General features: G+C 72.5%; 18 protein-coding genes and 3 tRNA genes. 11 read left to right on the top strand and 10 right to left on the bottom strand.

The genetic code is table 11. The annotated features are described in order from the left end of the window. Positions 1-31: 31 nt before the first annotated feature. A complete protein-coding gene (locus OIE75_RS11685) occupies positions 32-664 on the top strand; it encodes an ANTAR domain-containing protein (RefSeq protein WP_329470692.1) in 633 nt (210 codons plus the stop codon). Positions 665-707: 43 nt separating this feature from the next. Here OIE75_RS11685 and OIE75_RS11690 read toward each other — a convergent pair whose 3' ends face one another. After that, entirely contained in the window at positions 708-1,178 is a 471-nt protein-coding gene (locus OIE75_RS11690; protein ID WP_307011878.1) for a MarR family winged helix-turn-helix transcriptional regulator, read from the bottom strand. A gap of 111 nt (positions 1,179-1,289) precedes the next feature. On the opposite strand from OIE75_RS11690, the gene OIE75_RS11695 reads away from it, so the two are divergent. Together OIE75_RS11695 and OIE75_RS11700 are read left to right on the top strand one after the other, a co-directional pair. Next, positions 1,290-1,847, top strand: a complete 558-nt coding sequence (locus tag OIE75_RS11695) for a quercetin 2,3-dioxygenase (protein WP_307011880.1) — start codon at positions 1,290-1,292, stop codon at positions 1,845-1,847. Further along, on the top strand, positions 1,844-2,740 hold the full coding sequence (locus tag OIE75_RS11700) for an alpha/beta hydrolase (protein WP_329470695.1): 897 nt from the start codon (positions 1,844-1,846) through the stop codon (positions 2,738-2,740). Before OIE75_RS11695 ends, OIE75_RS11700 begins: the two co-directional genes overlap by 4 nt. A 252-nt stretch (positions 2,741-2,992) precedes the next feature. Here OIE75_RS11700 and OIE75_RS11705 read toward each other — a convergent pair. The 3 genes from OIE75_RS11705 to OIE75_RS11715 form a co-directional block, all read right to left on the bottom strand. Then, positions 2,993-3,066, bottom strand: a tRNA-Ile gene (locus OIE75_RS11705). A gap of 189 nt (positions 3,067-3,255) precedes the next feature. Beyond that, positions 3,256-3,328: transfer RNA gene (locus tag OIE75_RS11710), tRNA-Asn, on the bottom strand. Positions 3,329-3,333: 5 nt separating this feature from the next. Then, positions 3,334-3,406, bottom strand: a tRNA-Asn gene (locus OIE75_RS11715). 149 nt (positions 3,407-3,555) lie between these two features. On the opposite strand from OIE75_RS11715, the gene OIE75_RS11720 reads away from it, so the two are divergent. From OIE75_RS11720 to OIE75_RS11745, 6 genes are all read left to right on the top strand, one after another. Beyond that, a complete protein-coding gene (locus OIE75_RS11720) occupies positions 3,556-3,861 on the top strand; it encodes a YtxH domain-containing protein (protein ID WP_307011884.1) in 306 nt (101 codons plus the stop codon). A 55-nt stretch (positions 3,862-3,916) separates the two neighbouring features. Further along, complete coding sequence (locus OIE75_RS11725; protein ID WP_307011885.1) at positions 3,917-5,371, top strand: xylulokinase; 1,455 nt, start codon at positions 3,917-3,919, stop codon at positions 5,369-5,371. Between the two features lie 138 nt (positions 5,372-5,509). Further along, entirely contained in the window at positions 5,510-7,243 is a 1,734-nt protein-coding gene (locus OIE75_RS11730; RefSeq protein WP_329470698.1) for an ABC transporter ATP-binding protein, read from the top strand. Continuing rightward, positions 7,243-9,171: an ABC transporter ATP-binding protein gene (locus OIE75_RS11735; protein ID WP_329470700.1), complete on the top strand. Its 1,929-nt coding sequence runs from the start codon at positions 7,243-7,245 to the stop codon at positions 9,169-9,171. The genes OIE75_RS11730 and OIE75_RS11735 overlap by 1 nt, the downstream gene beginning before the upstream one ends. Positions 9,172-9,299: 128 nt before the next feature. Beyond that, positions 9,300-10,805: an APC family permease gene (locus tag OIE75_RS11740; protein WP_307011890.1), complete on the top strand. Its 1,506-nt coding sequence runs from the start codon at positions 9,300-9,302 to the stop codon at positions 10,803-10,805. A gap of 1 nt (position 10,806) precedes the next feature. Continuing rightward, a complete protein-coding gene (locus OIE75_RS11745; protein ID WP_122620250.1) occupies positions 10,807-11,223 on the top strand; it encodes a universal stress protein in 417 nt (138 codons plus the stop codon). A gap of 25 nt (positions 11,224-11,248) precedes the next feature. On the opposite strand, the gene OIE75_RS11750 is transcribed toward OIE75_RS11745, so the two are convergent. The 5 genes from OIE75_RS11750 to OIE75_RS11770 all read right to left on the bottom strand — a co-directional run bounded on the left by OIE75_RS11750 (position 11,249) and on the right by OIE75_RS11770 (position 18,242). Then, a complete protein-coding gene (locus OIE75_RS11750; RefSeq protein WP_329470701.1) occupies positions 11,249-12,454 on the bottom strand; it encodes an RNA polymerase sigma factor in 1,206 nt (401 codons plus the stop codon). Between the two features lie 112 nt (positions 12,455-12,566). Beyond that, positions 12,567-14,492, bottom strand: a complete 1,926-nt coding sequence (dnaG, locus tag OIE75_RS11755; protein WP_329470702.1) for a DNA primase — start codon at positions 14,490-14,492, stop codon at positions 12,567-12,569. A 163-nt stretch (positions 14,493-14,655) separates the two neighbouring features. Continuing rightward, positions 14,656-15,921 (bottom strand): NAD(P)/FAD-dependent oxidoreductase, encoded by a 1,266-nt coding sequence (locus OIE75_RS11760; protein ID WP_329470703.1) that lies wholly within the window; start codon positions 15,919-15,921, stop codon positions 14,656-14,658. Between the two features lie 145 nt (positions 15,922-16,066). Beyond that, positions 16,067-17,341, bottom strand: a complete 1,275-nt coding sequence (locus OIE75_RS11765; protein ID WP_329470704.1) for a deoxyguanosinetriphosphate triphosphohydrolase — start codon at positions 17,339-17,341, stop codon at positions 16,067-16,069. 121 nt (positions 17,342-17,462) lie between these two features. After that, the gene (locus OIE75_RS11770; RefSeq protein ID WP_307011896.1) at positions 17,463-18,242 is read right to left on the bottom strand and encodes a sirohydrochlorin chelatase; all 780 of its coding nucleotides are present in this window, start codon (positions 18,240-18,242) and stop codon (positions 17,463-17,465) included. A 164-nt stretch (positions 18,243-18,406) separates the two neighbouring features. On the opposite strand from OIE75_RS11770, the gene OIE75_RS11775 reads away from it, so the two are divergent. Next, positions 18,407-19,093 (top strand): SanA/YdcF family protein, encoded by a 687-nt coding sequence (locus OIE75_RS11775; protein ID WP_307011898.1) that lies wholly within the window; start codon positions 18,407-18,409, stop codon positions 19,091-19,093. A 133-nt stretch (positions 19,094-19,226) separates the two neighbouring features. Beyond that, positions 19,227-21,314 carry a molybdopterin oxidoreductase family protein gene (locus tag OIE75_RS11780; RefSeq protein ID WP_329470706.1) on the top strand — a complete coding sequence of 696 codons (2,088 nt, stop codon included), beginning with the start codon at positions 19,227-19,229 and terminating at the stop codon, positions 21,312-21,314. Positions 21,315-21,323: 9 nt separating this feature from the next. Here OIE75_RS11780 and OIE75_RS11785 read toward each other — a convergent pair whose 3' ends face one another. Then, the gene (locus tag OIE75_RS11785) at positions 21,324-21,743 is read right to left on the bottom strand and encodes a gamma-glutamylcyclotransferase family protein (protein WP_329470708.1); all 420 of its coding nucleotides are present in this window, start codon (positions 21,741-21,743) and stop codon (positions 21,324-21,326) included. Positions 21,744-21,904: the final 161 nt, after the last annotated feature.

Here is a 21,904-nt window from a genome sequence, read left to right on the forward strand (position 1 = left end):
GTCGGGGACCGACATGGACGAAGGCGGTGACATGACCTCAACGGCACCGCCGCGTCTGGCGGGGCGGCCGGCCTTTCTGGTCATCGACGGCAGGGTGGCCGCCGGGCGGGCGCTGCTCGTCGCGCGCGGCCGACTGGTCCACGGGTGCACGGACATCCTGGCCGAGGCCCTGGCCGCGCTGCCGGCCGGCGTCTCCCGGCTCGACCTGGACATGAGCGACGTGGAGTTCATGGACCCGGGCGGGCTGCGCTTCCTCGACCTGCTGGGCGGCTACAGCCACCGGGAGGCGGTGCCGGCGACGACGGCGAACTGGCGGGGCCAGCCGCTGCGCGTCCTGGAGCTGGCCGGTCTGGACACCACCGACCCCCTGCGCACCACCACCGCCGCCGAGCGGCTGCACGTCCTGGAGGAGGAGGTCGACCAGCTGCGCCGGGCGATCGCCTCCCGTCCGGTCATCGACCAGGCGCGGGGCGTCCTGATGGCCCTGCACGCCTGCACCTCGGACGAGGCATGGGGCATCCTCCGGGAGGCCTCCCAGCTCTCCAACACCAAGCTGCGCGACGTCGCCGCCGCGGTCACGGCGGGCACCGAGAACGAGGGCCCGCCGCCACCCCCGGAGGTACGCGCGGCCCTGCGCACGGCCCTGGCCAGGCTCCGCCGCTGACACCGGCCACTGCCACCAACTCCGTCACCGCGCCGAGAGGCGTTCAGCCCGATCGGGGGTGTGCGGACATTCCGCCCGCATCCGGGCCGGGCGGCCGGCCCCAGGGCGCTTCCAGCGCCGTCCGCAGGGCGTCGACCGCCTCCCCACCGATCCGCTCGGCGAGCTGCTCCTCCAGCCGCTCGAGGACGAGACCGGCCTGCCGGTGCACGCGTTCCCCCTCCTCGGTGCGCCGGATCAGCCGCTGCCGGAGGGAGTCGGGGTCGGCGACCTGGTCCAGGAGTCCCGCGGTGATCAGGCCGTGCACGGCCTGATGCGCCGTCTGCCGGGTGACGCCCATGCGCCGGGCCAGCTCCGAGACCGTGGCGCCCTTGTCGTCCAGCACGGCGAAGAGCTGCGCTTGCGTCGGCGACACCGGCACGGCACCGGCCGCCTCCAGGGCGGCGAGCAGCCCCTCCTCGAACCACCGCCGGGCCTCGCCGAGCAACTGCGGAAGGTAGCGGCGGGTGGACTGCATCGTTTCCTCACGCGTGGGCCGGGCTCGCAACCAGTGCTTGATTACCGACAGTCTCTCATGTCAGGCTACCTGACATTCGCTACGGAGACCGATCCGATCCAGGGAGACGGCATGACCATCGAGTACGCCACCCGCTACCGGCGGGCGTCACGCATCCCCGCGGAACCGGGCAAGCCCTACTTCATCGAGAAGGGCGAGGGCGACCGGGCCCACCTGTTCGGCGACCTGATCACCATCTACGCGGGCGGCGAGCAGACCGAGAACACCTTCAACTTCTTCACCGTCGAGGGCCCCAGGGGCGACCTCATCCCCGCCCATGTGCACACCGACACCCACGAGGTCTTCTACATCACGCAGGGCGCGGTGCGACTGTTCGTCGAGGACACCGAGGGCGAGCAGCAGGAGAAGCTCCTCACGCCCGGCGACTTCGGCTTCGTACCGAAGAACTGCCGGCACGCCTACCGCATGGAGCGCCACCACAGCCAGGTCGTCGGCGTCGCGGCCGGCCCCGGAGGGACCTTCGAGCGGTTCTTCGAGAACCTCGGCGTACCGGCCGAGCACATGGGACTGCCCCACCCGCCCGTCGTCCCGGAACCCGGCAAGTTCGCGACCGTTCCCGAGCGGTTCGACGTGCGCTTCCTGCCCGACCACCAGTGGCGGACGCCATGACGGAGCCGGAGTCCGGCCCCTCGCTGCGCGAACTGATCTCCGCACCCCACCCCGACCACGCGCCGCTGCCGCGCGCGCCCCTGAACGAGCACGGCGTACGCGAAGTGCGCGGCGTGCCGTACCTCCCCGTGGAGGGAAGCCGCCCCCTGGAACTCGACCTGTGGCTGCCGGAGCGCTCCGGGTCCGGGCGGCTTCCACTGGTGCTGTTCGTGCACGGCGGCGCGTGGCGACGGGGGCGGCGCGACGACTTGGGCCCGCGCACCCGCCACTGGACACCGGGCCCCTTCGCACGCATCGCGGCCGAGGGCTTCGCCGTCGCCTGCGCCGACTACCGGCTCAGCGGCGAGGCCCCCTTCCCCGCCCCGCTCGACGACCTGCGCGCCGCACTGCGCTGGCTCACCCTGCGCTCCGCGGAGCTGGGCATCGACACCGGGCGCACGGTGGCGTGGGGAGAGTCCGCCGGCGGCCACCTCGCCTCGCTCCTCACCCTCACCCACACCGACCCCTCACCGGCCGGGGCGGTGATCTGGTACGGACCGAGCGACCTGACCACCGCGCGAGGCCCCTTCACCCCGGAGGACCCCGCGTCTCCCGAAGCCCTGATGCTCGGCGCACCACCGACGACCGCCCCGGAACGCGCCCGTGCGGCCAGCCCCCTCACCCAAGTCCGCGCCGGCACGCCCCCGTTCCTGCTCGTTCACGGCGAGCAGGACTCCATGGTCGCCTGCTCACACAGCCAAGATCTCGCCGCGGCACTGGAGGCGGCCGGTTCGTCACCGGTCGAACTGTGGACGATCCCGAACGCCGATCACGGCTGGCACGGCGTGTCCGACGCCCAGGTGGAGCAGATCTTCACCGACTCCCTCGCGTTCGCGCTTCGCCTGGTGTCGTGACTGAGCCACAGGAAGGAGCACACAGCGAGTCGCTCGGGGGTGGACGGGGCTCGGGACGACACCGGCCTCGCCGGAGCCACGCCGATGGTGGGGCGGCAGGTGGGGCGGGAGACTCCGTCCGGGCGATCTTCCGGCGCGGCACGACCGGTCTGCGGCCACCGAGCGGGAAGAATCGACCGCGGGCCCGGTGGCGGAGTCCGACGCTGGACACTCCGACGCAGGACAGAACGATTTTGCCCGAGAGGGCAGGAGTGGGGCGGGTGGGACTCGAACCCACGGCCGACGGATTATGAGTCCGCTGCTCTAACCGGCTGAGCTACCGCCCCATAGCGGCGTGTCGCGTACAGGTGTGCGCGCCGTCTGCCGCAGCATAGCCGCTCATACGATCTCCTGCCTCGGATGGTCGGCTGCCGCGACGCCTTCATGACCTTGAGGACTCCGCGGCGTGCCGCGTGGTTCCCGGGACATGGAAGGAGACATGAAAAAGGACCCCTGAGGGGTCCTCGTTCACCGTGCTCCCCCGACTGGACTCGAACCAGTAACCTGCCGGTTAACAGCCGGCTGCTCTGCCAATTGAGCTACGGAGGAACGAGCTCCCCGGACTGGACTCGAACCAGTAACCTGCCGGTTAACAGCCGGCTGCTCTGCCAATTGAGCTACCGAGGAAAGTCTCGTATCGCATCGAACGCGTCGGCCTGGGTATTCGCCAGGGGGCGCGCGCTCGCTGCGACACATACATTAGCGCAAGCAGGGGGGTGCTCCGCCAATCGGTACTCTCCGGCACCACGGAGCCAGCGAAGAGAAGGGTGGCAGCCATGCGTTACCGGCTCACGTTCGTCGTCGGACTGGCGGCGGGATACGTGCTCGGCACGAAGGCCGGGCGGGAGCGTTACGAGCAGTTGCGGAAGTCCGCGCGGCAGGTCGCGCAGAACCCGGCGGTGCGCAACACCGCCGAGTCGGCGGCCCAGCAGGGCAGGCACTTCGCGGACAAGGCGTACCACGTGGTGAGCGACAAGGTGGGTGACCGGATGCCCGACTCGGTGGCCCAGCGGGTCCGCTCCCTGCGGGAACGCAGCACGAACGGCACCGGCCCGGACGACTGGGGCACCAGCAACACCTGAGACGCAAGCCCCCACCGGGTACGGTCACGCCTCCCGGTGCGGCAGAATTTCGGGCATGGGGATAGTCGCCGGGTTGGACAGTTCGCCCGATTTCACTCGTATCGTCGTCTGCGATTCGGACACGGGCGCCGTGCTGCGCCAGGGCTACGCGCCGCACCCGCTGGAGAGCCCCGAGGGCGGGGGCCGGCCCGCAGACGTCGATCCGCAGGCCTGGCTGCTGTCCCTCGGGGAGGCGGCCGGCGGCGGACTGCTGGAGGGCGTGCAGGCCATCGGCGTGTCGGCGCAGGCCAACTCCGTGGTGCCGCTGGACGCGCAGGGCAACACCGTGCGCCCGGCCATGGTGGGCGGGGACAAGCGCGCACAGGTGGCCGCGGCCGATCTGATCGACGGGCTCGGCGGCCGTGAGGCGTGGGCGCAGGCCGTGGGCTCGGTGCCGCAGGCCGCGCAGCCGGTGACGAAGCTGCGCTGGCTGGCGCGGAACGAGCCGGACGCCGCCGCGCGCACCGCCGTCCTGCTCCAGGCCCACGACTGGCTGGTGTGGCAGCTGCTCGGACGGCCGGTCCGGCGGACCACCGACCGGGGCGGGGCCTCCGGAACCGGCTACTGGTCGGCGGCGACCGGCGGTTACCGGCCCGACCTGGTCGAGCTGGCGCTCGGCCACCAGGTGATGCTGCCGGAGGTGATCGGCCCGGCCGAGGCCGCCGGTACGACACCGGAGGGGCTGCTGATCTCCGCCGGTACCGGCGAGACCCAGGCCGCCGCCTTCGGGCTCGGGATCGGGCTGGGCGACGCGGTGGTGTCGCTGGGCGCGTCCGGGTCCGTGATGGCCGTGCACACCGAGCCGCTCGTCGACCAGTCCGGGATGATCACCGCCCTCGCCGACGCCACCGGCATGCACCTGCCGGTCGTCACCACCCTGAACGCGGTACGGACCCTGCGCGGCGCCGCCGAGCTGCTCGGCGTGCCGGACCTGGAGAGCCTGTCCGAGCTGGCGATGAAGTCGACGCCCGGCGCGCACGGGCTGGTGCTGCTCCCCTACCTGGAGGGCGAGCGGACGCCGAACCTGCCGCACACCGCCGGCACCCTCGCCGGCCTCAGGCGCGAGTCGATGCGGCCGGAGCACCTGGCGCGGGCCGCGTTCGAGGGCATGCTGTGCGGTCTCGGCGACGCCCTCGACGTGCTGCGCGGCCGGGGCGTGGACGTACGCCGGGTCTTCCTGCTGGGCGCGGCGGCCGAGCTGCCGGCCGTGCAGGCGGCGGCGCCCGCGCTGTTCGGGACGCAGGTCGTCGTGCCGCAGCCCGCGGACTACGCGGCGATCGGCTCGGCCCGCCAGGCGGCCTGGGCACTGGGCGCGTCCCAGGGCACGCTGGACCCGCGCACCCCGCCCGTCTGGCAGGGCGCGGTGGCCCAGGTGCTGGAGCCGGGCGAGGAGCTGGCGGTGGGCCAGGCCGTGCGGCAGCAGTTCGTCTCGGTGCGCGAACAGACCCACCCGGGGGCGCTGCGTACCTGACGCGGGGCGCGGTGGCGCTCGTAGGCCGGAATTTGCCGCGCTCTTGGGTTAATCGGTTGAGGTAACGCGGGTCGAGTGTCCGACGATAGGGGCCAGGGGCAACCACCTGCCTCCGTCGCCGACCCCGAGAGACCCAGCGTGCTCATACGACTTTTGCGGACCCATCTCAGGCCCTACAAGAAACCCATCGCCCTGCTGGTGGCGCTGCAGTTCCTGCAGACCTGCGCGTCGCTGTACCTGCCGACCCTGAACGCGGACATCATCGACAACGGTGTCGTGAAGGGGGACTCGGGCTACATCCTGAGCTACGGCGCCCTGATGATCGGCATCTCCCTGGCCCAGGTGGTGTGCAACATCGGCGCCGTCTACTACGGCGCGCGCACGGCCGCCGCCCTCGGCCGGGACGTGCGGGGTGCGGTCTTCGGCCGGGTGCAGTCCTTCTCGGCGCGCGAGCTGGGCGGCTTCGGCGCGCCCTCGCTGATCACCCGGACGACCAACGACGTGCAGCAGGTCCAGATGCTCGCCCTGATGACGTTCACGCTGATGGTGTCGGCGCCCATCATGTGCGTCGGCGGCATCGTGATGGCGCTCGGTCTGGACGTGCCGCTGTCCGGGGTGCTGGTCGCGGTCGTGCCGGTGCTGGCGGTCTGCGTCACGCTGATCGTGCGGCGGCTGCGCCCGCTGTTCCGGGCGATGCAGGTGCGGCTGGACACCGTCAACCGGGTGCTGCGCGAGCAGATCACCGGCAACCGCGTGATCCGCGCCTTCGTGCGGGACGAGTACGAGCAGCAGCGCTTCCGGAAGGCCAACACCGACCTCACCGAGGTGGCGCTGGGCACCGGCAACCTGCTCGCGCTGATGTTCCCGGTGGTGATGACGGTGGTGAACCTGTCGTCGATCGCCGTGGTGTGGTTCGGCGCCCACCGGATCGACAGCGGCGGGATGCAGATCGGCGACCTGACCGCGTTCCTCGCCTATCTGATGCAGATCGTCATGTCCGTGATGATGGCCACCTTCATGTTCATGATGGTGCCGCGCGCGGAGGTGTGCGCCGAGCGCATCCAGGAGGTCCTGGACACCGAGAGCAGCGTGGTGCCGCCGGTGGCGCCGGTCACCGAGCTGCGCCGGCACGGGCATCTGGAGATCCGCGGGGCGGGCTTCCGCTACCCGGGGGCCGAGGAGCCGGTGCTCAGGAACATCGAGCTGGTCGCCAGGCCGGGCGAGACGACCGCCGTCATCGGCTCGACCGGCAGCGGCAAGTCGACCCTGCTCGGGCTGGTCCCCCGGCTCTTCGACGCCACCGACGGGGAGGTGCTGGTCGACGGGGTGGACGTACGGACCGTCGATCCGAAGGTGCTGGCCAAGGTCGTGGGTCTGGTGCCGCAGAAGCCGTACCTCTTCGCGGGCACCGTGGCGACCAACCTGCGCTACGGGAATCCGGACGCCACGGACGAGGAGCTGTGGCACGCCCTGGATGTGGCGCAGGCCAAGGAGTTCGTCTCCGAGCTGGAGGGCGGTCTCGACGCGCCGGTCGCGCAGGGCGGCACCAACGTGTCGGGCGGCCAGCGGCAGCGGCTCGCCATCGCCCGGACGCTGGTCCAGCGTCCGGAGATCTACCTCTTCGACGACTCTTTCTCCGCGCTCGACTACGCCACCGACGCGGCGCTGCGGGCCGAGCTGGGCCGGGAGACGGCCGAGGCGACCGTGGTGATCGTCGCGCAGCGGGTGGCGACCATCCGGGACGCGGACCGCATCGTGGTGCTGGACGAGGGCCGGGTGGTCGGCGTGGGCCGGCACCACGAGCTGATGGCGGACAACGAGACCTACCGGGAGATCGTGCTCTCCCAGCTGACGGAAGCGGAGGCCGCCTGATGGCCGGGCCAGCGGGTCGCATGATGGCCGGGGGCGGCCCCGACCAGCGTTCGATGGACTTCAAGGGGTCGGGCAAGCGGCTCGTCGCCCGGTTCCGGCCGGAGCGGGCGACCCTGTTCACCCTGGTGGGCTGCGTCGTCCTCAGCGTCGGCCTGAGCGTGGTCGGGCCGAAGATCCTCGGCCGCGCCACCGACCTGGTCTTCGCGGGCATCGTCGGGCGGGACATGCCGTCCGGGGCCACGAAGGAGCAGGTCCTGGAGTCCATGCGGGAGCGCGGGGACGGTCGGATCGCCGACATGCTCCGCAGCACCGACTTCACCCCGGGCCAGGGCATCGACTTCGATGCCGTGGGCCGGGTGCTGCTGCTGGCGCTGGCCGTGTTCGCGGTGGCCGGGCTGCTGATGGCGGTGGCCACCCGGCTGGTGAACCGGGCGGTCAACCGCACCATGTTCCGGCTGCGCGAGGACGTGCAGACGAAACTGTCGCGGCTGCCGCTGTCGTACTTCGACAAGCGGCAGCGCGGCGAGGTGCTGAGCCGCGCGACCAACGACATCGACAACATCGGGCAGACGCTCCAGCAGTCGATGGGCCAGCTGATCAACTCGCTGCTCACGATCATCGGCGTGCTGGCGATGATGTTCTACGTCTCCTGGATCCTCGCCCTGGTCGCGCTGGTGACCGTGCCGCTGTCGTTCGTGGTGGCCACCCGGGTGGGCAAGCGGTCGCAGCCGCAGTTCGTGCGGCAGTGGCGTACGACGGGTCAGCTGAACGCGCACATCGAGGAGATGTACACCGGGCACGCGCTGGTGAAGGTGTTCGGACGGCAGGAGGAGTCGGCGAAGCAGTTCGCCGAGCAGAACGACGAGCTGTACGAGGCCGGGTTCAGGGCGCAGTTCAACAGCGGCATCATGCAGCCGCTGATGATGTTCGTGTCCAACCTGAACTACGTGCTGGTCGCGGTGGTCGGCGGCCTGCGGGTGGCCTCGGGTTCGCTGTCCATCGGTGACGTGCAGGCCTTCATCCAGTACTCCCGGCAGTTCTCCATGCCGCTGACGCAGGTGGCGTCGATGGCGAACCTCGTGCAGTCGGGTGTGGCCTCGGCGGAGCGGGTCTTCGAGCTGCTGGACGCCGAGGAGCAGTCGGCGGACCCGATCCCGGGCACCCGGCCCGAGGACCTGCGCGGGCGGGTGGCGCTCGAGCAGGTCTCCTTCCGGTACGACCCGGAGAGGCCGCTGATCGAGGACCTGTCGCTGAAGGTGGAGCCGGGTCACACCGTCGCCATCGTCGGACCGACGGGGGCCGGCAAGACGACCCTGGTCAACCTGCTGATGCGCTTCTACGAGGTGTCCGGCGGCCGGATCACGCTGGACGGCGTGGACATCGCGAAGATGTCCCGGGACGAGCTGCGGGCCGGCATCGGCATGGTGCTCCAGGACACCTGGCTGTTCGGCGGCACCATCGCGGAGAACATCGCGTACGGGGCGTCGCGGGAGGTCACGCGTGGGGAGATCGAGGAGGCGGCGCGGGCCGCGCACGCCGACCGGTTCGTGCGGACGCTGCCCGACGGCTACGACACGGTGATCGACGACGAGGGTTCGGGGGTGAGCGCCGGCGAGAAGCAGCTCATCACCATCGCGCGGGCGTTCCTGTCCGACCCGGTGATCCTCGTCCTCGACGAGGCGACGTCGTCCGTGGACACCCGTACCGAGGTGCTGATCCAGAAGGGGATGGCCAAGCTGGCGCACGGGCGGACCTCGTTCGTGATCGCGCACCGGCTGTCGACGATCCGGGACGCGGACACGATCCTGGTGATGGAGAACGGGTCGATCGTCGAGCAGGGCACGCACACGGCGCTGCTCGCGGCGGAGGGGGCGTACGCACGGCTGTACCGGGCGCAGTTCGCGCAGGCGGTGGCCGAGGTGGAGTAGCCCGTCCGGCCCCGTCGGGGCTCCGTGGGTGTCGTCCGGATGAGATCTGCCCCCAATCCCCTCATATTGGTAGGGAGCGGGACAATCCCCTTGTCCGGCCGACGCCCGCACACCGGAGCGAGGGGGCCATGGCCACCACCACCGAGGGAACCGAGGGAGACGCCGGCCGTCCGGCCGGCCTGAAGCCCAACGCGATCGGCTTCGTCGACGCGCTGGTCATCGGGCTCAACGCGACCTCACCGGCGTATTCGCTGGCGGCGGTCATCGGACCGGTCGTCGCGCTGGTCGGGATCTACGCGCCGGGCGTGATGTTCGCGTCCTTCGTGCCGATGCTGCTGATCGCCTCCGCGTTCTACTACCTCAACAAGGTCGACCAGGACTGCGGGACGACCTTCTCGTGGGTCACCCGGGCCATGGGTCCGTGGTCCGGGTGGCTCGGCGGCTGGGCCATCGCCATGACCGGCGTGCTGGTCGTCGGCTCGCTCGCGGACGTCGCCGTCACCTTCGGGCTGCTGACCGTGGGGCTGGACAGCTGGGCCGAGAACGAGGTCGTGCGGCAGGTGCTGACGGTGCTGCTCATCCTGGTGATGACCGGGGTGTGCGTGATCGGCACCGAGCTGTCGGCCCGGGTGCAGAACGTGCTGATCCTCGCGCAGGTCGCCTGTCTGCTCGCCTTCGCGGTGGTGGCGCTGTACCGGGTCTACGCCGACACGGGCACCCTCGACTCGGTCAGGCCGTCGGCCGAGTGGCTCAACCCCTTCGGGTCCGGCGGCGCGCCACTGACGGCGGCCCTGCTGCTGGGGGTGTTCATCTACTGGGGCTGGGAGTCGGCGGTCAACCTCACCGAGGAGATCAGGGACTCCGCGTCCGCGCCCGGCCGGGCCGCCGTGTGGTCGACGATCGTGCTGCTGGTGACGTACGTGGCGGTCGGTTTCGCGGTGGTGGCGTACGCCGGGCCGCTGTTCCTCTCCGAGAACGCCGGGGAAGAGGAGTTCATCTTCGCCCTGCTGGCCGGGGAGGCCATGGGCGGCTGGGACTGGGTGGTGCTGCTCGCGGTGTCCACGTCCGCGCTGGCCTCGACCCAGACGACGATCATCCCCGCCTCGCGCACGGCGCTGTCCATGGCCCGCCGCCAGGCGCTGCCCGCCCGCTTCGGCCGCATCCACCCGCGCTACCGGACACCCGACGTGAGCACCTGGTGGGTGGCCGGGATCGCCATCGTCTGGTACCTGGTGGTCCGGCAGATCAGCGAGAACGCCCTCTTCGACTCGCTCACCGCGCTGTCGCTGCTGATCGCGTTCTACTACGCCCTGACGGGCATCGCCTGCGCGGTGTACTACCGGCGCCGGCTCACCGAGAGCCTGCGCAACCTGCTGCTGATCGGGCTGGGGCCGCTGGTCGGGGCGGGGCTGCTGATCTGGCTGCTGGTGGAGTCCGTGATCGACATGGCCGACCCCGCCAACTCCTACAGCGGGGTGTCCTGGCTGGGGCTCGGTCCCCCGCTGGTCATCGGCATCGGCATCACCCTGGTCGGGGTGGTCGTGATGCTCGTGTGGCGGTTCGTGTCACCGGCGTTCTGGTCGGAGCGGCCCGGTGTGGCGGGCCCGGATCCCGTGACGGACAAGGAGAGCTGAGATGTCGGTCGTCCTCGGGTACGACGAGTCGGCCGGCGCCGTGCGCGCGCTGCGGGTCGCGGTGGAGGTGTCGGCCGCGTTCGGCGAGCCACTGGTGCTCGTCTACGGTGCCGCGGCCCCCGGGTCCATGGGCGAGGAGTACGGCTCCCACCACGAGGCGCTGGTGGAGGCGGGGCGGACGGCGCTCCGCCATGCCGTGGAGGCGGCGGACGAGGCGGGGGTGCCGAGCACGGTCGAGATCATCGACGAGAAGCCCGCCCAGGCCCTGCTCACGGCGGCCGCCCGGCACGGGGCGCGGGTGATCGTGGTGGGCAGCTGGGGCGAGAGCCCGATGCGCGGGGCCCTGCTGGGCTCCACCCCGCACAAGCTGCTGCACCTGTCGACGGTCCCGGTGCTGTGCGTGCCGACGGAGGAGTGAGGGGCTGCCGCGGCGGTCCGGCTGCTCAGTCCAGGTAGCCGCGGAGCTGGTCCGCGTACGCGTGGTCGCGGAGTTTGTTGAGGGTCTTGGACTCGATCTGCCGTATCCGCTCCCGGGTCACGCCGAAGATGCGGCCTATCTCCTCCAGCGTGCGGGGCCGTCCGTCGGCCAGGCCGTAGCGGAGCTGGACGACCTTGCGCTCGCGTTCGCCGAGGGTGGAGAGGACCGCCTCCAGGTGCTCGCGCAGCAGCAGGAACGCGGCCGACTCGACGGGGCTGGCGGCGTCGCCGTCCTCGATCAGGTCACCGAGGGCGACGTCGTCCTCCTCGCCGACCGGGGCGTGCAGGGAGACCGGCTCCTGGGCGAGGCGCAGCACCTCGCCGACCCGCTCGGGGGCGAGGTCCAGGTGGTCGGCGACCTCCTGCGGCGTCGGCTCGTAGCCGCGTTCCTGGAGCATGCGGCGCTGGACGCGGACGACCCGGTTGATCAGCTCCACGACGTGGACGGGGACGCGGATGGTGCGGGCCTGGTCGGCCAGGGCGCGGGACATGGCCTGCCGGATCCACCAGGTGGCGTAGGTGGAGAACTTGTAGCCGCGGGCGTAGTCGAACTTCTCCACCGCCCGGATCAGCCCGAGGTTCCCCTCCTGAACCAGGTCGAGCATGGTCAGCCCGCGCCCGATGTACCGCTTCGCCACCGACACCACGAGCCGCAGGTTCGCCTCGATCAGGCGGCGCTTGGCGACCCGGCCCAGGACGACGATCCGGTCCAGGTCGAGGGCGAGGCTGCTGTCCAGGTCGGGGGTGAGGCGCAGCTTCTCCTCCGCGAACAGCCCGGCCTCCACGCGCCGCGCCAGGTCGACCTCCTCGGCCGCGCTGAGCAGCGGGATCCGCCCGATCTCGCGGAGGTACTGCCGGAACAGGTCGGAGGAGGGCCCACCGGACTCGGTGCGGGTGGGCGGCGGCGGTTCGGCGGGCTCGGCGGGCTCGTTCTCCGGGGGCATGGCGACGAGGACCCCGCGCTCGGCGTCCGGCTCCGCGCCATCGGTACTGGCGTCGGTCTGGGTGAGGGTCTGGGTCTGCACGGGGGCGACCTCCAGGATGGACGCGGCCGGCGGGGGCCGGCGGCGGTACTTCGGGCGGCGGAGGCGGCTCGCTCGCCGCCGTCCGTCCCGTACGCCGTGAAACGGAACCGCGGGAACCGGGGACCCGCCGGAACGGGTCGCCCACACTCCGAGGACTCAGGCACCGCCCCCAGTGTGGGGTACGACACATCACCGCCACGAGATGCGTGCGGTGACTTTTTGCGTCCGGGCCGTGACCGCGTGAATACCCGGGGCCGGTTCAGAGCGCGGCGGCGCCCTGGACGCGGAGGTTCTGGTCGTACTGCTGGAGGATCCAGAGTTCGTTCTGCACGGCTGCCTGTTCGGCGGGGTCGCCGTGGGTGGAGAGGCGGGTGAGGCGGCCGGTGATGTCGCGGATGCGGCGTTCGACGGCGCGGCGGCGGACCGTGACCAGTTGGGCGCCGGCGTAGACCTCGTCGACGTCCTTGACGCCGCGGTGCAGCATGATCGCCTCGACCGCGAGTTCGGTGACCATGGCGCGGACGGTGTCGTCGGGGGCCGCCTCGCGCACCCGGACCAGGTAGTCCTGCGGGTCCTGGACGCCGAACTCGGCGCCGCCCGCCTCCAGGATCGCCTCGCGCACGGCGGCGTAGGGCGGGGCGGTGAACTCGTCGACGCCGTACGCGTCGAAGGCCGGGGAGACCAGCTCCGGGCGCTGGAGGGCGAGCTTGAGCAGTTCGCGTTCGGTGGCGAAGACGGGGTTGCGGAGGTTGAGGGCCGGGCCGCGGGGGCCGGGGCGGGTGGGGGCGGCCTGGTGCTGGGCGCCGCCGTGCTGCTGCCGGTCGGGGCCGGGGGCGCCCCTGCCGCCCCGGTCGCGGGACCAGCGGGCCAGCTGGGCGATGCGCTTGACGACGAACTGGGTGTCCAGGATGCCGAGCATGCCGGCGAGCTGGACCGCGACCTCGTGCTGGGCGCCGCTGTTCTTGATGCGGGCGACGACCGGGGCGGCCTCGTCCAGCGCGGACGCGCGGCCGGCCGGGGTGTCCAGGTCGTAGCGGCCGACGATCTGGCGGAGGGCGAACTCGAAGAGCGGGGTGCGCGGCTCGACGAGGTCGGCGACGGCGTCGTCGCCCTTGGCGAGGCGCAGGTCGCAGGGGTCCATGCCGTCGGGGGCGATGGCGATGTAGGTCTCTGCGGCGAACTTCTGGTCGTCCTCGAAGGCACGCAGGGCGGCCTTCTGTCCGGCCGCGTCGCCGTCGAAGGTGAAGATCACGCGGGCCGAGCCGTTGTCCATGAGGAGGCGGCGGAGGATCTTGATGTGGTCGCCGCCGAAGGCCGTGCCGCAGGTCGCGATGGCGGTGGTGACGCCGGCGAGGTGGCAGGCCATGACGTCCGTGTAGCCCTCGACGACGACCGCCCGGGACGCCTTCGCGATGTCCTTCTTCGCCAGGTCGATGCCGTAGAGGACCTGGGACTTCTTGTAGATCGCGGTGTCGGGGGTGTTCAGGTACTTCGGGCCGTTGTCCGCCTCGTAGAGCTTGCGGGCGCCGAAGCCGACGACGTCGCCGCCGATGTCGCGGATGGGCCACATCAGCCGGCCGCGGAACCGGTCGATGGGGCCGCGGCGGCCCTCCTGGGCGATGCCGGAGAGGACCAGCTCCTTGTCGCTGAAGCCCTTGCCCCGCAGGTACCGGGTGAGGTGGTCCCAGCCCTGGGGGCTGTAGCCGACGCCGAAGTGCTGGGCGGCCGCCTGGTCGAAGCCGCGGTCGGCGAGGAAGGCGCGGCCGGTGTCCGCCTCGGGGCTGGTCGCCAGCTGCTCCGCGTACCACTGCGCGGCGATCTTGTGGGCCTCGACCAGGCGGATGCGTTCGCCGCGCTGGTGGGTGGGGTTGTACCCGCCCTCCTCGTAGCGCAGGGTGATGCCGGCCTGGCCGGCCAGGCGCTCGACCGCCTCGGAGAAGGTGAGGTGGTCGATCTTCATCACGAACGTGATGGTGTCGCCGCCCTCCTGGCAGCCGAAGCAGTGGAAGAACCCCTTGCTCGGACTGACCTGGAAGGACGGGGACTTCTCGTCGTGGAAGGGGCACAGCCCCTTCAGATTGCCGCCGCCCGCGTTGCGCAGCTGGAGGTACTCCGAGACGACGGCGTCGATCGGGACCGCGTCCCGTACCGCCTTCACGTCCTCGTCGTTGATCCGTCCTGCCACGCGTGAAGTCTACGGGGCGGCACCGACATGCTCCGGCACGGTGACCGGCTCCGGCTGAGGCCACAGCCCGCCGCGAAGCGGCTGCCGGACGCGAGGGCGGCGGGTCCCGGCCGGGGGTCCGGGGGTCGCCCCCCGGGAATCGCGGCCGGGGACGGTACGACAGCTATGCGATGAGGCTTTCCAGGGATGCGTGCGGGTTCGCCAGCGCCTCCGTGTCCACCCGGGCCTTCGACCGGATCAGCTGCTGGATCGGCTCCGTGACGTCCCACACGTTGACGTTCATCCCGGCCAGCACGCGGCCCTCCTTCACCCAGAAGGCGATGAACTCGCGCTTCGCCGCGTCCCCGCGGATCACCACCTCGTCGTACGACCCCGCGGGCGCCCAGCCGGAGTACTCCATGCCCAGGTCGTACTGGTCGGTGAAGAAGTAGGGGACGCGGTCGTGTGCCGTGCCCTTGCCGAGCATCGCGCGGGCCGCCGCCGGGCCGCCGTTCAGCGCGTTGGCCCAGTGCTCGACGCGCAGGCTGGTGTCGAAGAGGGCGTGGTGGAAGGAGGCCACGTCGCCGGCCGCGTAGATGTCGGGGTCGGAGGTGCGCAGGTGCTCGTCGACGACGACGCCGCCGCCGTGCGCCCGGTCGGCGATCTCCAGCCCGGCCGCCTGCGCGAGCGCGGCGCGCGGGGCGGCGCCGATCGCGGCGAGCACGTCGTGCGCCGGGTGCTCCTCGCCGTCGTCGGTACGCGCGGCCAGCACCATGCCGTCCTGGCCGACGATCTCGGTCAGCTCCACGCCGAAGCGGAAGCGCACCCCGTGCGACTCGTGCAGCTCGGCGAAGACGGCGCCCAGCTCGGGGCCGAGGACGCCGTGCAGCGGGGTCGGGCCCGGCTCGACGACGGTGACCTCCGCCCCGTACTCGCGGGCCGCCGCCGCGACCTCCAGGCCGATCCAGCCGGCGCCGGCGATGACGAGGTGGCCGTTGTCCCGGCCGAGGGAGGCGAGGACGCCCTTGAGGCGCTCGGCGTGGGCGAGGCGGCGCAGGTGGTGGACGCCCGCGAGGTCGGTGCCGGGGACGTCGAGGCGGCGGGGCTCGGCGCCGGTCGCGAGGAGCAGCTTGTCGTAGCTGACGTGGGTGCCGTCGTCGCCGTAGTGGACGGTCTTGGCGGCGCGGTCGATCGCGACGACGGTCTGGCCGAGGTGCAGCTCGATGTCGTGCTGCGCGTACCAGGCGGGTTCGTGCACGAAGACGCTGTCGCGCTCCTCCTTGCCGAGGAGGTAGCCCTTGGACAGCGGGGGGCGCTCGTAGGGGTGGTCGCGTTCGTCGCAGATGAGGATCACCCGGCCGGTGAAGCCCTCCGTGCGGAGTGTCTCGGCCGCCTTCGCGCCCGCCAGGCCGCCTCCGACGATGACGAATGTCTGATCCGCGTCGACCACTTGTTTGCCTCCTCGTCAGGGTGCCGCCACATGCGAGCGTCCCGCACGTGGCGTGGTGCGGGAAGAGGGGGTGACCCGATCAGGCCACGGAGCTTCCGGTTTCCGGAGCTTCGCGGTCCGTCGGGTCACACCTGTCCCACCAGTCTCATGGATGCCCCGTCAGGCGGGCGTGAAGCGAGCGGGCCGAGGCGTCGGTGAGGGAGGCGATCTGGTCGACGATCACCCGTTTGCGGGCCCGGTCGTCGGCGGCCGCGTCGAACAGGGCGCGGAACTGCGGGTCGAGGCCGTCGGGGGCGCGGGCGGTGAGCGCCTCGGCCAGTTCGGCGACGACGATCCGCTGGTCGGCGCGGAGCGCCTCCTGTTCGGTGCGCTGCATGACGTACCGGACGGCGACCGCCTTGAGGACGGCGCACTCCAGCTGGGTCTCCCTCGGGACGACCAGTTCGGCGGTGTACCGGGTGAGCCGGCCGCCGCCGTACGCGGCCCGGGTGGCGGTCTCGGCGGCCAGGCAGAACCGGCCGATGAGCTGGCTGGTGGCGTCCTTCAGGCGGGCCTGGGCGACGGCCGAGCCGTCATAGCCGTGCGGCCACCAGTCCTGGGCGAGGAGGCGGTCGAGGGCGTCGGCGAGTTCGGCGTGGTCGGTGCCCTCGGGGACGTAGCGGCCGACGGCGGCCTCGAAGACGGCCTCGCGCTCGGGGTCGGCGAGCAGGCAGTTCGGGTCGATGTGGCCGGCGTGCAGGCCGTCCTCGACGTCGTGCACGGAGTACGCCACGTCGTCCGCCCAGTCCATGACCTGGGCTTCGAAGCAGGTGCGGGCGCCGGGGGCGTCCTTGCGGAGCCACTCGAAGACGGGCCGGTCGTCGTCGTAGACGCCGAACTTGCGCGAGGCCGGGTCGGTGGGGTGGGCGCCGCGGGGCCAGGGGTACTTGGTGGCGGCGTCGAGGGTGGCGCGGGTGAGGTTGAGGCCGACGGAGCCGTCCTCGGTGAACCGCTTGGGCTCGATGCGGGATAGCAGCCGCAGGGACTGCGCGTTGCCCTCGAATCCGCCGCAGTCCTCGGCGAAGGTGTTGAGCGCCAGTTCGCCGTTGTGCCCGAAGGGCGGGTGGCCCAGGTCGTGGGAGAGGCAGGCGGCCTCCACGAGGTCGGGGTCGCAGCCGAGGGCGGCGCCGAGTTCGCGGCCGACCTGGGCGCACTCCAGGGAGTGGGTGAGGCGGGTGCGGGGGCTGGCGTCCCACATGGGGCTGCCCTCGCCCGGGGTGACGACCTGGGTCTTGCCGGCCAGGCGGCGCAGGGCGGCGGAGTGGAGGATGCGGGCGCGGTCGCGTTGGAAGGCGGTGCGGCCGGGGCGTTTGTCCGGCTCGGGGGCCCAGCGGGCGACTGACGTCGGGTCGTAGGGGGACGGGGTGTCTGTGCCTTCCATGTGATGAACATTAAGCGGAAGGGGTGAGCGTCGGGGCGCCTACCCGTGTGCCGGGTGCGGTTGTCGGGCGACTGCGGTCCCTTCGTGGCTGGTCGCGCAGTTCCCCGCGCCCCTGAGTCGGTCAGGTGCGCGCCGGCCAATTCGCGCCCGGCGTCATCGCCGGTGTCGCCGCCGCCTCGTCGTAGCGGTGGAGCAGCAAGTGGGCCATCGCCGGGTGGGTGCCCAGGGGGGACGCGGCTATCCAATGGGCCGCCGCCGTGGACTCCGTCGCGAAGCGGCCCGGGGCCGTGAAGTAGGAGGCGATGGCCACTCGGCGGTGGCCCCGGGACGTCAGGGTGTGGATGGCGTCCGGGACCGTGGGGGACGACGCCGAGGCGTAGGCGGGGAGGACCGGGACGCCGAGGCGGGCGGCGAGGAGGGAGGCGGTGCGGGTCGTGTCGGTCCTGGAGTCCGGGTCGCGGGAGCCCGCGGAAGCGAGGACGACGGCGGCGTCCCGGGGGGCCCGGGTGGGCCAGCCGGCCTCCAGCAGGCGGGCGTGGAGGGCGTCCACGAGCAGGGGGTGCGGGCCGAGCGGGGCGGCGACGCGGGTGCGGGCCGGGGAGGCCGCGGCCATGTCGGGGATGTCGCGTTTGACGTGGTGGCCGCGGCTGAGCAGGAGCGGGACGAGGACCGCGGACCCGTCGCCGAGGGCGGCCAGCGTGTCGGGGAGCAGGGGTTCGTTCAGCTCGATGTGGCCGAGGTGCACCGGCAGGCCGGGGCGCAGGGCGCGGACCCGGTCGAGGAGGGCGCTCACGGTGCTCAGGGCGCGCGGGTCGCGGCTGCCGTGGGCGACGGCCACCAGGGCGGGTGCTCCGCCGGTGGCCCGCGTACTCGTGCTGCCCGTCACTGTCATCACCGTCATGCACCGATCGTGGCCGGGTGACGTTGCCTTCCCGTTGCGTGGGCGTCACGACAATTTTCCGCCGGTTCACACGCCGCCGCCCACCGCGTGTGAGCGTCCGGCGAACCGGACGGCACTCCGGTACGTCCCTGAGGGCAGGAACCGACCGGGGAGGGAACCGTCCGATGCGCCGCCCGACACTTCGCAGACCGCGCCTGCCGCGCACCCGCACGGGGCAGCGGCGGCTGATCCAGGCGGTGGTGGCGGCGTGCGTGCTGGCGCTGCTGCCCGCGACGTGGATGCACCTGGTCACCGGCGACCGGCTGCGCACCACGGCCGACGTGCCGCGCACCGAGGTCGCCGTCGTCTTCGGCGCCGGGCTGTGGGAGGGCGAGCCGTCGCCGTACCTGGCGCACCGGCTGGACGCGGCGGCCGGGCTGTACCGCGCGGGGCGGATCGAGGTGGTGCTCGTCACCGGGGACAACAGCCGGGAGGAGTACGACGAGCCGGACGCCATGCGCGCCTACCTCGTGCGGCACGGCGTGCCCGACGGGCGGATCGTCAGCGACTACGCGGGCTTCGACACCTGGGACTCCTGCGTCCGCGCGAAGAAGATCTTCGGGGTGGACCGGGCCGTACTGATCAGCCAGGGCTTCCACATCCGGCGGGCGGTCGCGCTCTGCCGGCAGGCGGGGGTGGCGTCGTACGGCGTCGGGGTGGACGAGCCTCACGACGTGACCTGGTACTACGGGGGCGCCCGGGAGGTCCTCGCGGCGGGCAAGGCGGCGCTGGACGCGGCGGTCGAGCCGGACCCGCGCTTCCTCGGGCCGAAGGAGCCGGGGGTGGCGCGGGCCCTGGCCGACGCCGGATGAGCCGGGGCCGGATGAGCCGGGGCCGGATGAGCAGCCCCTCACCGTGGCCCGAGGGCGGCGGGGAGGTCGCCGTCCCGGCGGTGTAACAGAGCGCCGCCCGGCCGCGTAACACGGAAGCCGCAGGCTGGGCGGCATGCAGAACACCGCCACGCCCACGCACTGCCCGTACTGCGCCCTGCAGTGCGGGATGAATCTGACGCCCGCCTCCGACGGGACCGTCGAGGTGAGCGAGCGCGCGGACTTCCCGGTGAACCGGGGCGCGCTGTGCGGCAAGGGGCGTACGGCGCCGGAGGTGCTCGCGTCGGGGGCGCGGCTGACCTCCCCGCTGGTGCGTTCCGACGGCGGTGAGCTGGTGCCGGCCGGCTGGGACGAGGCGCTGGACCGGATCGCCGGGAACCTGGCCCGCACGCGGGCGGAGCGCGGCGCGGACGCGGTGGGGGTGTTCGGCGGGGGCGGGCTGACCAACGAGAAGGCGTACACGCTCGGCAAGTTCGCCCGCGTGGTGCTGGGCACCTCGCAGATCGACTACAACGGCCGCTTCTGCATGTCGTCGGCGGCCGCGGCCGGGACGAAGGCGTTCGGGCTCGACCGGGGACTGCCGTTCCCGCTCGAGGACATCCCGAAGACCGGGTGCGTGATCCTCGTGGGGTCGAACCCGGCGGAGACGATGCCGCCGTCCCTGCGGTACTTCACCGAGCTGCGGGAGAACGGCGGCACCCTGATCGTCGTCGACCCGCGCCGCACGAAGACCGCCGAACAGGCCGACCTGCACCTGGCACCGAGGCCCGGCACCGACCTGGCGCTCGCGCTGGGCATGCTGCACCTGGTGGTGGCCGAGGGGCGGGTGGACGAACGGTACGTCGAGGACCGCACGGCCGGCTGGGAGGAGGCGCGGGCGGCGGCGATGGCGCACTGGCCGGAGTACGTGGAGCGGATCACGGGGGTGTCCGTTCCGGAGCTGCGGGAGGCGGTGCGGCTGTTCTGCGCGCCGGAGGCGGCCATGGTGCTCACCGCGCGCGGGCCCGAGCAGCAGGCCAAGGGCACGGACACGGTGGGCGCGTGGATCAACCTGTGCCTGGCGACCGGGCGGGCCGGGCGGCCGCTGTCCGGGTACGGCTGTCTGACCGGGCAGGGCAACGGGCAGGGCGGGCGCGAACACGGGCAGAAGGCCGACCAGTTGCCGGGCTACCGCAAGCTGACGGACCCGGCGGCCCGGCGGCACGTGGCCGAGGTGTGGGGCGTGGACCCGGACTCGCTGCCGGGGCCGGGGCGCAGTGCGTACGAGTTGCTGGACGCGCTGGGGACGGACATCGGGTCGCTGCTGGTGATGGGGTCCAACCCGGTGGTGTCGGCGCCCCGGGCCGCGCACGTCGAGGGGCGGCTGCGGTCGCTGGACTTCCTGACGGTGTGCGACGTGGTGCTCTCCGAGACTGCGGCGCTGGCGGACGTGGTGCTGCCGGTGACGCAGTGGGCGGAGGAGACGGGGACGACGACGAGTCTGGAGGGGCGGGTGCTGCTGCGGCGGCGTGCGATCACGCCGCCGGACGGGGTCCGCAGCGACCTGGAGGTGCTGCACGGCCTGGCCGGGCGGCTGGGTGTGGAGAAGGGGTTCCCGACCGAACCCGAGGAGGTCTTCGAGGAACTGCGCCGGGCCAGCGCCGGCGGCCCGGCGGACTACTCGGGGATCGACTACCGGCGGCTCGCTCAGGAGAACGGCGTGTTCTGGCCGTGCCCGGCGCCGGCGGAGGACACTCCCCCGCACCCGGGGACCCCGCGTCTCTTCCTGGACCGCTTCGCCACCGACGACGGCCGGGCCAGGTTCGTGCCCGTCGCGCACCGGCCGAGCGCCGAGGAGCCGGACGAGGCGTATCCGGTGCTGCTGACCACGGGGCGGGTCGTGGCGCAGTACCAGTCCGGGGCGCAGACCCGGCGGGTGGCCGAGCTGAACGCCGCCGCGCCCGGCCCGTTCGTGGAGCTGCACCCGCGGCTGGCGGCGCGGCTCGGGGCGGCGGAGGGGGACCCGCTGGCGGTGGTGTCCCGGCGGGGGCGGGCGGTGGCCCCGGCCCGGATCACCACCGGCATCCGGCCGGACACCGTGTTCATGCCCTTCCACTGGCCGGGCGAGGGCCGCGCCAACACACTGACCAACCCGGCCCTCGACCCGACGTCGCGGATGCCGGAGTTCAAGGTGTGCGCGGTGCGGGTGGAGGTGGCGCGGTAGGCCCTGCCGTCACCGCACCGGCCAGTTCCCGTCCGCGACCGGAGCGACCGTCGCCCGCAGCCGGGCCGCGACCGCCGGGGCGGCGACGTACACCCAGGCCCGCAGGGTCGTCCCGTCGGCGTCCCGTACGACGGTTCTGGTCACCCGGTCGTAGAGGTTGCGCGGGTCGCCCGGCACGTACTCCTCCAGCCGGTCCAGTTCGGCGAGCAGCGCCTCGTACTCCCCGGGCAGCGCGGTGACGACCTCCCCGCGCACGCTCCCCTCGGGCGCCTCCACGGCGTAGGGGTAGCCGGGGCCCGGGTAGAGCAACGCTCCGTGCAGGCGGGCGGGTTCCTCGGCGCGGGTGCGCCCGCGCAGGAAGGCGTAGTGATGCACGCCGCCGGGGCGCAGGGTGCCGTAGACGAAGAACGGCAGTCGCGTGGTGTCCACGACAGGTCATTCTCTCGCCTCATGCCCCTCATGATCTTCACCGGCGGGCTATGGACATGACATGCCGGGGGTCCTTTAAATCTGAGTCAACACCCCCGCCTCCGCACCCCCATCTCCCCACGCCCCCGCACCCCCACGCGCCCCGTAGCGCTCCTCCCCAA

Origin of the sequence: Streptomyces sp. NBC_01723 (genome assembly GCF_036246005.1) — a bacterium.
In the GTDB taxonomy this organism is placed as follows: domain Bacteria; phylum Actinomycetota; class Actinomycetes; order Streptomycetales; family Streptomycetaceae; genus Streptomyces.

Excerpts from the sequence above, each read along its gene's own strand:
- OIE75_RS11685 (WP_329470692.1), top strand. The coding sequence starts at position 32 with ATGACCTCAACGGCACCGCCGCGTCTGGCGGGGCGGCCGGCCTTTCTG.
- OIE75_RS11690 (WP_307011878.1), bottom strand. The coding sequence starts at position 1,178 with ATGCAGTCCACCCGCCGCTACCTTCCGCAGTTGCTCGGCGAGGCCCGG.
- OIE75_RS11695 (WP_307011880.1), top strand. The coding sequence starts at position 1,290 with ATGACCATCGAGTACGCCACCCGCTACCGGCGGGCGTCACGCATCCCC.
- OIE75_RS11700 (WP_329470695.1), top strand. The coding sequence starts at position 1,844 with ATGACGGAGCCGGAGTCCGGCCCCTCGCTGCGCGAACTGATCTCCGCA.
- OIE75_RS11720 (WP_307011884.1), top strand. The coding sequence starts at position 3,556 with ATGCGTTACCGGCTCACGTTCGTCGTCGGACTGGCGGCGGGATACGTG.
- OIE75_RS11725 (WP_307011885.1), top strand. The coding sequence starts at position 3,917 with ATGGGGATAGTCGCCGGGTTGGACAGTTCGCCCGATTTCACTCGTATC.
- OIE75_RS11735 (WP_329470700.1), top strand. The coding sequence starts at position 7,243 with ATGGCCGGGCCAGCGGGTCGCATGATGGCCGGGGGCGGCCCCGACCAG.
- OIE75_RS11740 (WP_307011890.1), top strand. The coding sequence starts at position 9,300 with ATGGCCACCACCACCGAGGGAACCGAGGGAGACGCCGGCCGTCCGGCC.
- OIE75_RS11745 (WP_122620250.1), top strand. The coding sequence starts at position 10,807 with ATGTCGGTCGTCCTCGGGTACGACGAGTCGGCCGGCGCCGTGCGCGCG.
- OIE75_RS11765 (WP_329470704.1), bottom strand. The coding sequence starts at position 17,341 with ATGGAAGGCACAGACACCCCGTCCCCCTACGACCCGACGTCAGTCGCC.
- OIE75_RS11770 (WP_307011896.1), bottom strand. The coding sequence starts at position 18,242 with ATGACGGTGATGACAGTGACGGGCAGCACGAGTACGCGGGCCACCGGC.
- OIE75_RS11775 (WP_307011898.1), top strand. The coding sequence starts at position 18,407 with ATGCGCCGCCCGACACTTCGCAGACCGCGCCTGCCGCGCACCCGCACG.
- OIE75_RS11780 (WP_329470706.1), top strand. The coding sequence starts at position 19,227 with ATGCAGAACACCGCCACGCCCACGCACTGCCCGTACTGCGCCCTGCAG.